This is a genomic window from Novosphingobium sp. FW305-C-111, from assembly GCF_058783565.1.
The window spans coordinates 162,724-170,187 of record NZ_JBYSYP010000010.1; the positions used below are offsets into that span (position 1 = coordinate 162,724).

At 61.5% G+C, this 7,464-nt stretch carries 6 protein-coding genes; all 6 read right to left on the reverse strand.

All coding sequences use genetic code 11. The features are described 5' to 3' along the window. On the reverse strand, positions 1–623 hold a 623-nt coding region (locus AC3WLD_RS13055; protein ID WP_492557400.1), incomplete at its 3' end, for a hypothetical protein. After that, positions 607–1,491 carry an HNH endonuclease gene (locus tag AC3WLD_RS13060; protein ID WP_492557401.1) on the reverse strand — a complete coding sequence of 295 codons (885 nt, stop codon included), beginning with the start codon at positions 1,489–1,491 and terminating at the stop codon, positions 607–609. The genes AC3WLD_RS13060 and AC3WLD_RS13055, both read right to left, overlap by 17 nt. Continuing rightward, a complete protein-coding gene (locus tag AC3WLD_RS13065) occupies positions 1,488–4,943 on the reverse strand; it encodes a class I SAM-dependent DNA methyltransferase (RefSeq protein ID WP_492557402.1) in 3,456 nt (1,151 codons plus the stop codon). Before AC3WLD_RS13065 ends, AC3WLD_RS13060 begins: the two co-directional genes overlap by 4 nt. 253 nt (positions 4,944–5,196) lie before the next feature. After that, positions 5,197–5,832 (reverse strand): hypothetical protein, encoded by a 636-nt coding sequence (locus AC3WLD_RS13070; RefSeq protein WP_492557403.1) that lies wholly within the window; start codon positions 5,830–5,832, stop codon positions 5,197–5,199. Between the two features lie 377 nt (positions 5,833–6,209). Beyond that, positions 6,210–6,647 (reverse strand): hypothetical protein, encoded by a 438-nt coding sequence (locus AC3WLD_RS13075; RefSeq protein WP_492557404.1) that lies wholly within the window; start codon positions 6,645–6,647, stop codon positions 6,210–6,212. Beyond that, entirely contained in the window at positions 6,644–7,267 is a 624-nt protein-coding gene (locus AC3WLD_RS13080; protein WP_492557405.1) for a hypothetical protein, read from the reverse strand. The genes AC3WLD_RS13075 and AC3WLD_RS13080 overlap by 4 nt, the downstream gene beginning before the upstream one ends. Positions 7,268–7,464: the final 197 nt, after the last annotated feature.

The following is a 7,464-nucleotide window of genomic DNA, read 5'->3' on the forward strand; positions in this document are numbered from 1 at the left end:
GACGGTCCCCACCCGTTGGACTTGCACCCATGACGGGCCAAGCCAACAGAAGGGGGGCTAGGATGCGACACCGGTACTAAATAAGAACATTCATCGACGGCAAGAGGGTCAAGGGCCGGTGTCCACAGGTTCGGGACCTGCAAGGCCGTTTGGGCGAAGACTTGGCGGAAAACGGGCTTCTTCCGCCCAACCATCCACGCCTTCAAGTACAACCGGGCGTCAGCGTGCCCCTTTGGCGGCTTGTTGCTGAAATGCTCCCCTTCTGAAAAGTTCATCGAATGCGTGGAGAACGGCGGCACGACGATATTGCTGAAATCGTCGTGCAGATCGAACTCGCCGTACACTTCGACCGGCGAGCCGATCTTCGAGGGCCGGCACCACACGAGCGAGAAGTGGTAGATTGAGACCGGCACCCGACCATGGTTGATCAGCAAAACGTCATTGCCGGCCTCTGCATATCCCCGCCACATGCAGGTGACCTCAAGCTGTGGCGAGCGGTCGCGGAAGAACTCTATCACCCTTAGAGCTGCAAGGCCGGTTGCTACTACCGCGCCCCACACAGCGACGCCGTTAGCCCCAGCAAACTGGTTTTGAAGCCAGCTTAGATCAAGGCCGACCCGCATCGGCCCACTCCGTCAGTTCATCAAGGGTGAAGGGGTTCAGACGGTCTCTTCTGTGGGCGCGTCTATGGCACGTGGGACAGAGAACAATGAGATGCTCCGCGAGGGTTGTTCGGACTCCCGCGCAGAGAGGGTTGGGGTGATGCGCGTCAAACATTCCTGCGTCAGAATGTGCGAACTTGCATGCCTCACACGTGTAGTTGCCATACGCATCGTGGTTGAGGGCCTTGGCTGCTGGCGCGAGGTTGGGGTCCCGCTCGCGCTTCAACTGCAATCTCCACGCTGCCTTGCCTTCTTCCGAACCGGCCGAAATCTTTGGGAGCATCTGGCTGACCAGCTTGGGCCTGCCACTGTCGTAAAAGTCGGCGTACAACGGCAGCGGCTTTAAGGTGATTGGCCAATCTCGAACGGCGTCCCAAAAGGTGTCGAAATGACCGTCGGTCCGTACAATGCCGTCCTGTGCACCTGCTAGCAGCCGGCGATCAGGAAGTCCCAGATCACCCACTAGGTGCGGCTGGCCGTCGAGTTCCCAAACGTCATGGACGGCGATTGCAACCGGCCACTGGGCGAGCCTAGCCGCTTCATCTGGTGGGACAAAAGCGGTCGTGTCGCCGTAGACACACGCAAGTCGCACCAGGTTCAGCACTCTGCCGTCGATATTATCGGGCGCACTCCCTCCGCCCCCCACGGCGAACACCCACGGTCCGTCGACCGCTTTCCGGGCCGCGCCAGCCGCTTGCGAGAAGTAGCGGCTCTGGCTCCTGTCACCGCGAGCACCAAAGCAGAGAACGTGCGAACTGATCGCCCCGAATACGGCCTTCGCCCCCATGACCCGATCAGAGGTGACTACAACGTCTGCAACTGTGGTCACGCCGCGTACCTCCCGTCGCCCAGCCGCCGTGCCATGCCCAGACTGGTGAGGGCGTCGAGGACCGGACGGACGGTGGTGGCCCGTTTGCCCTTGAAGTTGCGGGCGATGTCCTGTGCGGCCAGCGGGGCGCGGGCGGCGGTGAGGATGGATTGCACGGCGCTGACCTGCTCGGGGAGTTTGTCCGGCCACGGAATGACGTTGTCGGGTAGCGGCGCGGCGACCTCGCCGAGGTCGAGGGTCTGGGTGACCGGCGCGGCGTAGTCGGGGGCCTGATACTCGGGCCGTAGCCAGCGGATCACGCCCTTGGCCTCCTCGGCGGCGCGTTCCTTGTTGAGTGCGACGAGGCGGGCGAGGATGTCCTCGTCGGAGAGGTCAACCGGCCAGCCATAGGCCTCGGCCACGGCAGCGTCGATCGCGTCGTGGTGCTCGCGGATCAGTGAGACGAGGCCTCGGTCGTGAATGTCGCGGGCGGCGGTGTCCAGCGGTTGACCCTCGCGGAGGGCCTCCAAAACGTTGTAGAGCTTGGTGAGGGTGAGGTCGGGGTGTTCGGCGAGGACCTTCTTGCGGAGGGCGTCGAGGCGGTTGCCCTCATCTTCGAGTTTCTCCGCTAGGTGAGGCGGTAGTGGATACGGGAAAGGATACGGGTCGAAGGTTTCGTTATTCTGGTACCTTGGGCGGTTTTCCAGAGTGCCTCCCGCGCGATGCTTCCAGACCCCGTGGGGCCGGGATGACAACACTGCGAGGAGCGCTCCAGATGAAGAGGCGACCACGATCACGGACCCGTCGAACTGGGTCTCTGTCGTATGGCAGAACACGAATGTCGGGTGCTTAGACACTTCAGAGGTTGCGATTACACGATCAAGTGCCGTGATTGCCCGCCGCATAGCTGGCCTTGGTTCAGCAAAAATCCACCAGTTATCCCGGTAGCTCTTCCTCTTGAGTTGACGTCGCACAGGAAGGACCGTGTTGACCAGGTGCTGATACAATGCCGGGTGTTCTTGACGAAGGGACTGCTCGCTGGTCCCGAAGAGGTCGATCACGAACCGGTCCTGCGGTCCCCGAGTGATGTCGTTGCCAGCAATCAGACGTGGCAACAGTCCTGCTGGACATCCAGACGCGATCAGCTTTTCGCGTTCCTGTCCGGTCAGGCGGAAACCATCACCGGCCAGCTTGACCCCCATGAAACATAGGTCACGGTTTGACCGCAGGGGCTTTGCGCTCGTGGCTGTGACCCCGACAGAAAGGTCGGGGTTGATCCGACCAGACACAACCTCTGTGACCGGGGCCGAAGGAACGTCCGCCACCTTGATCGTAACTCCGTCAAGGTCGCCGCCCGTGGTGACTGTCATCGCAACGCGAACGGCTGCATCGGTCTCTGCATCTCTCCAAGGGTGGTCCGCCACGGCGAAGACGATGGATGTTCGGGCTGCGCGGGCGAGAGCTTGCTTGATCACCCGCTGACCCGTTGCCTGACGAAGAGTGTTCGTTGTGATCAGCCCGCAGCGCCGTACCCGCTGCTGGCTTGCTAGCTCGGCCCCTCTGGCCCACCAGTAGTACACGAAGTCGATGTCACCGGGCAGCTTGTCGAACACCTTCCTCAACGCCTCGAAGTAGCCGTCGCCGAGTTGGTCGCGGATGCGTTTGCTACCGATGAATGGCGGATTTCCTACGATGAAATCGCACTGGGGCCAGCGCGCGTAACGGGGGCTGACATACCGGTGCACTTCAACTCGCGCGGCTTCATCGGGGACTGGCTGGCCTGTCACTGGATGCGGGATCGTTGTTTCGCCATCCCACCGCGAAAGGGGACGACCGTATTCATCACGCTCTACGACAAGCTCATCGTACTCGATCAGGGCATCGCGGTTCTCGATTGTGCGGATGTCCTTGAGGATCGGCTCGGGCGGGGCGCGGTCCTGTCCATTCACCCGGAAGTGCCATTGCAGGTAGCCGATCCACAGGACGAGCTGCGCGATCGCCGCTGCACGCGGGTTGATCTCGATGCCGAGGAAGTTCTCGGGCGTGATGGTATGGCCGGTGAGTTCGGCGACGTACTGGTGATCGCCAAGCTCGACGAGGAACTCCAGAACCTCGCTCTCCAGTTCCTTCATCCGCGCCATGGCAACGTAGAGGAAGTTGCCGGTGCCGCACGCCGGGTCGAGCACCTTGGTGCTGGCCAGCTTGCCGTGGAACGCCTCCACTAGGGCGCGGGCCTCTTCGGTCTTGCCCTGCTCGATCAGGTCCACCGCCGCCACGCGCACGCCGTTCCAGTCCCCTCGCAGCGGCTCCATGATCGTCGGGGCGATCAGGCGTTCGACATAGGCCCGCGGGGTATAGTGCGCGCCGAGCTTGGAGCGCTCCTTGGGGTTGAGGGCGCGTTCGAGGAGCGTGCCAAAGATCGCGGGTTCGACCTCGGTCCAGACATGCTCGGCGGCCTTGATCAGGACCTCAAGCTCCTCGGCATCGAGCGCGATCGCGGTGCGGTCCTTGAACAGGTAGCCGTTGAACTTCCTGAGCGGCACGCCGAGAGCAGGGGAGAACTGCCCCTCGTCCATCGCGGCCCATAGCGCCGACAACTGGTGTTCGAGGTGCTCCGGGTGGGCGCGCTGGGCCTTGAGCAGGTCGGTAAAGCTCTTCTCGGGGATCAAGCCGCTGTCCTCGGCGAACATCGTGAAAAGCACGCGCATGAGGAACCCGCTGGTCCGCTCCGCACTGTGCCCGCGCCGTTCGAGCCTCTTGGCGACGGTGGCGAGCAGGTCGGCGATGTCGCGGGTGACGCGGGCAGAGCGGGCGGCTGGATCAAGCGCCTTGGGCGCGGTCCAGATCGCTTTCAGGCGTTCCCGCACCTCTGCGTCGTGCAGGTCCTCCAGCATGATCCGGTAGCGCGCACGGTCGGGGAACTGGACGTAGGCCTTCCCGGTACCGGTGAAGTCAGCGTAGACCTCAATGCAGTAGCCAATGTCGGCGACCAGCAGGAACGGCGGCCAGCCATGGTCCACCGGCAGCGCCTTGGCATAGCGCTCCGCCTGCCCCTTGGCCTGCACCATGGCCTTCGCCCAACCGGGGGTGCCACGCCTTGCCGTACCGCGCTTGAGGCGCACAGAAGCGGTCTGGCCGAATAGGTCGAGGTCATCCTCGCCGCGCCCTGCAGCAGCCCGGTCGCCCTCGCTGCCCTGCTTGGCTTCGAGGATGAAGCAGTCGCGCTTGTAGCAGTCGATCCGCCCGAAGCTCTGCGTGCCGTCCCCGTTGTCCTGAAACACGCGGCGCTCGAACACGTAGTCGTTGCCACTGTCGTCCACGCGGCTGCCATGGGGCGGTTCGACGCCGATCACGTGGCAGAGGCCGTTAATGAAGCTCTGCGTGTTGGCAAGCTCCGACCCGCCGGTGTGCCGCCAGTGCTCGATGAACGCGTCGATTTCGGCAGTGGCCCCCATGGCGAGCAGGATAAGCATGCAAGGGCAGGCAATCAAACTAGATTCCGGCGTAATCAAGAAGGCTGACTACGCTTCTAGTTCACCGTTACGGGCGCTAGGAGCGCCGCACAGGGCGTTCAATGACCCGAGCGACCACAACGTCGCCCGCGCGTGTTCCTCGCGTCACGAGCGCCCGTGGCGAAGAAATGGGGCGAGCCAAGCCCGCCCCTCGCCTGTCAATCGTCGAGCGAGCACATGCCGGTTGACGCCTGCATTCCCTACGTCAGAGCATTCACTTTATTTTTTCAAATTCCTTGAGCGCTCGCTCTCTTCGAGCGGCTCGTTCCGCGTCGTCTACGGCTTCTCGCGCTCTCGTTTCGGATTCGATGGCAGCTCCGTTTGTCCGAGCGGTGGTGTCGACCGAATTCGAGATGAAGTCCCATTGCGCCTTTGAGGCGACAGAAGTGCATTCCGGAGCGCCTACACTGATGGCCTCCGCCCTTTGCTTGGCTTCACCTGCCGTTTTCGCCGTCAAGATTTTAGCCCGGTAACGATCACATGGCATGGTCGGGCGCGGGATATCCTTGACCACAATGGTTTGGTCAATCTGCCTCAGGCACGCCTGCCATTCGGCGGGCGACGGAGCGACCTCTGCGCTTTCGTAGAGCACATTTCCCGCTTTATCAGTCGCCGGTTGGCAGGCAGTAGCCAGCCGCTCCTCCTGACCGAATTCAACGCGACAAGTAAGGGCGTCCATGTCCGCCTTCCCAGCCTCATATTCTTGCCGGCACTGCAAAACCTTTTGCGCGACTGCGGACATGCGAGAGGCCGTCTTGTCGCCATCGTTGGATGAGCAGGCGGCCAATCCGGTAAGAGCCAAAATGGCAATGGTGCCGATCGGAGTTTGAGTCAGAATAAACCTAGTCATGTTCCACCGCCTTCTTGCATCTGAGGCAGCGGCCGAAGCCGGGTGTTCAGAACCCTGCGTCACCACAAGGCGCTGCCGCCTTTGGGCAGAACCTTGGACATGCGCGACAGCCACCCGGCCAGATGAATCTGACCGGCTGTGACGACGTGAGGTTCTGACGCCTCACCCTCGGGCTTTCACCGGGGGCAAGAAACAATTGTTCGCTCGGCGCAGTTTATGCAAGCGGTACCGAACTACGCGCTCGACGTGGGCCATCCTTTTCGGACTACATAAGTCGACGAACCGCGTGCAAGCAGCCCAAACTGCGATCGGAATGGAACTCGGATTTGCAAAGCGAGTTGGTTTCCGCGATAGGGCCAAGGTGGCGCACCGCCTGTCTACAGTATGAGTGCCATGCACGAGTGCACCTCAGACACGAAGCCTTCGACTTCAAGTGTCGACGGGGGGAAAGCGCCGGCGTCGTGTGCATAGACGTTGCGCAAGTTGGCAATCGATTTCCTGAAGGCGACGGTGGTAGTATGATTCAAGTAGCCACGTGTCGTCGGTGCGAGCGTCTTGAGTTGGTCAAGACGTTTGCCAATGCCGTGCTGCGGAGGAATGGCATTGGCGTCAAGAATAACGCCTAAGGTTGTGTCGATTGCGCGGGCCGCGTGAAGAACCTTTAGCAAACGGCGTCTCCGAATGGGTTCGACGCGATCACAACGACCAAGCTCTTCCAGCTCATCCTCAACAAGGTTGAGGCGGACTGCCTGACCGTAATGCGGCGAGCCGCGTACGAGAGCGAGCATGAGCTTGTGGCGTGCGCTTTTGCTCATTGCGGCTTGGTGAAGCGTAGCGCAAGTTCTGCGAGTTCGTCGCGCGACCGTGGGGAGAATTCAGGTGCTAGAATCCACCCGGCGAAAGCAGCTGCCCGAAGCGCCTTCTCGGGGTCGTTGCGGGGTCGGGCAAATCCAGGTGAGAACACAAGTCCGGCGGGTGAAGGAATAGGCAGCGGCTGGCGCGTTGAAGGTTCATACCAGCGCTCGGCACCACGGACGGAGAGGCCGATCAGCGTGCGAGACGAAATTTCGCGACTAGCAAATGCGCTCGGCACCGAGTTGATGGTATCGAAAACAAGGTTCGCTCGTCCTCGGTGCGGCACTCGCTGGTCGTATTCATGCGGTTTCTTTAAGTTGAGCAGACGCGCGATGCGATAGGTGGCCGCGAAGCGGGATTGGGACTTTTGTCGAGCGCTGGCACCGTCGGGAGACTGCTTTTGGCGGAATGTGCTTTCGACAATTGCAGCTGCATCTCTGGCGATCGAACGCCCCCCGATCTGCTCAGCGAACTTTCCCTCAATCGCAGGACTGTTCTCATCAGCATCTGCGACATAAACGAACTGCGTTGTAGGCGGGAACGCGACTTGATTAAGGGTGAGCCTGGCCTCAAGCATCATGGGCCTACGGAGCTCCTCAGCCGAGGACATCATGAAAGCTGTCAGGCCGGATTTGCCGCCAACCAGCACATCGACAGATCGCATAACAAGCGGGTGATCCGGTGCCGGCACGACCACAAAGTGTGGATCGGCGTGCAAAAAGGACCCCGTTAGCGGGGTGATCGGCGTCTAAAAGGGACCCCTCATTTCGATGGTTT

What these genes read in the sequence shown, in the direction of transcription:
- AC3WLD_RS13080 (WP_492557405.1), bottom strand. Translation starts at nt 7,267, where the DNA reads ATGATGCTTGAGGCCAGGCTCACCCTTAATCAAGTCGCGTTCCCGCCT.
- AC3WLD_RS13070 (WP_492557403.1), bottom strand. Translation starts at nt 5,832, where the DNA reads ATGACTAGGTTTATTCTGACTCAAACTCCGATCGGCACCATTGCCATT.
- AC3WLD_RS13075 (WP_492557404.1), bottom strand. Translation starts at nt 6,647, where the DNA reads ATGAGCAAAAGCGCACGCCACAAGCTCATGCTCGCTCTCGTACGCGGC.
- AC3WLD_RS13065 (WP_492557402.1), bottom strand. Translation starts at nt 4,943, where the DNA reads ATGCTTATCCTGCTCGCCATGGGGGCCACTGCCGAAATCGACGCGTTC.